This is a genomic window from Bradyrhizobium sp. 153, assembly GCF_023073835.1.
Classification (GTDB): Bacteria; Pseudomonadota; Alphaproteobacteria; order Rhizobiales; family Xanthobacteraceae; genus Bradyrhizobium.
This window is the reverse complement of the sequence record NZ_JADPKH010000066.1, coordinates 1-1701: the sequence shown is the minus strand read 5'-3', so window position 1 is coordinate 1701 and position 1701 is coordinate 1. Positions and strand designations below refer to the sequence as shown.

At 60.6% G+C, this 1701-nt stretch carries 1 protein-coding gene and 1 pseudogene; both read left to right on the top strand.

The features are described 5' to 3' along the window. Window positions 1-771: flagellin (locus tag IVA91_RS15185; protein WP_253075128.1), on the top strand; the 771-nt coding region annotated here is incomplete at its 5' end. A 356-nt stretch (window positions 772-1127) separates the two neighbouring features. Continuing rightward, a pseudogene (locus tag IVA91_RS15180) lies at window positions 1128-1701 on the top strand (flagellin); the annotation flags it as partial.

Below are 1701 nucleotides of genomic sequence, written 5' to 3'. Positions count from 1 at the left end.
AACGGCGGTACGGCGGTCAACGTCACCTTCGGCGACGGCACCAACGGAACGGTCAAGACGCTCGATCAACTCAACACCGCGCTTCAGGCCAACAACCTGTCTGCCACGATCGACGCCAACGGCCTGCTGACGATCTCGACCACCAACGACTACGCGTCCTCGACGCTTGGCTCGACGACTGCGGGTGGTGCGATCGGCGGAACGCTGACCTCGTCGCTGACGTTCTCGACGGCTTCCACCCCGGTCGCGGACACCGTTGCCCAGACGGCCCGTGCCAATCTGGTCAATCAGTACAACAACATCCTGAACCAGATCGACACGACCGCGCAGGACTCCTCGTTCAACGGTGTCAACCTGCTCAACGGCGATCAGCTCAAGCTGGTGTTCGACGAGACCGGCAAGTCGAGCCTGAACATCACCGGCGTGACCTACAATTCCAAGGGTCTGGGCCTCGCCGCGTTGACAAACGGCGTCGACTTCATCGACAACGCTGCCACCAACAAGGTGCTGACCAACCTGAACAACGCGTCGAGCACGCTGCGTTCGGAAGCTTCCGCGCTCGGTTCGAACCTTTCGGTGGTGCAGGTGCGTCAGGACTTCAACAAGAGCCTGATCAACGTGCTGCAGACCGGTTCGTCCAACCTGACCCTGGCCGACACCAATACTGAAGCGGCGAACAGCCAGGCGCTGTCGACCCGGCAGTCGATCGCGGTCTCCGCGCTGTCGCTGGCCAACCAGTCGCAGCAGAGCGTGCTCCAACTGCTCCGCTAATCGCGCACGACATCGCAGGCAAGATCTGGCGGCGGGGCTTCGGCCCCGCCGTTTCCTTTATGCGGTTGTATGAAGACGTCGTGCAGTGAGACGTAGACGGGCATTCGAATGCAGCCAATTGCTCACTCTGAGTTATGGTTGACAAGTAGCAAACACATCGCCACTGCACGAAAAAGCACCATCTTATCATGACGATACACGAGGGCGTGATCCGGATACGATCGCGCATATGGTGAATCCGCACAAGGACTGCAGCGACACGCTTCATGCTTTGTTAGCCCCAAAAGTTCACCCTCCCGGCATCGATTAATCCTAATCGAAGTTTGTTGCGTTGCGTACCAGAAGGGTAACACTCAATGTCCGGTATCGTCCTCTCCTCGTCGGTTCGTCAGAACCTGCTCTCTCTCCAGTCCACCGCCGATCTGCTCGCCACCACACAGAGCCGTCTGTCGACCGGCAAGAGCGTCAACTCGGCTCTGGACAATCCCACCAACTTCTTCACGGCACAGTCGCTCGACAACCGCGCCAGCGACATCAACAATCTGCTCGACGGCATCGCCAACGGCGTGCAGGTGCTGCAGGCTGCCAACACCGGCATCACCTCGCTGCAGAAGCTGATCGACAGCGCCAAGTCGATCGCCAACCAGGCGCTTCAGACCACCGTCGGCTATTCCACCAAGTCCAACGTCTCCACCACGATCGCCGGTGCGACAGCTTCGGATCTGCGTGGCACGACCAGCTACACCAGCGCGGATGCGCTGAGCAACGTGCTCTACAGCGGTGCGGCCGGCGGTGTAACCGCTGCTGCGTCCGGTACCAAGCTCGGTGGCGTTCAGGGCACGAATACGGGAACCGTCATCAACGCTGCGACCACTGGTGCGAGCCTGCTGAACGGCACAGCGACCGCTGGCGACGCCAACGCCGGCGTTG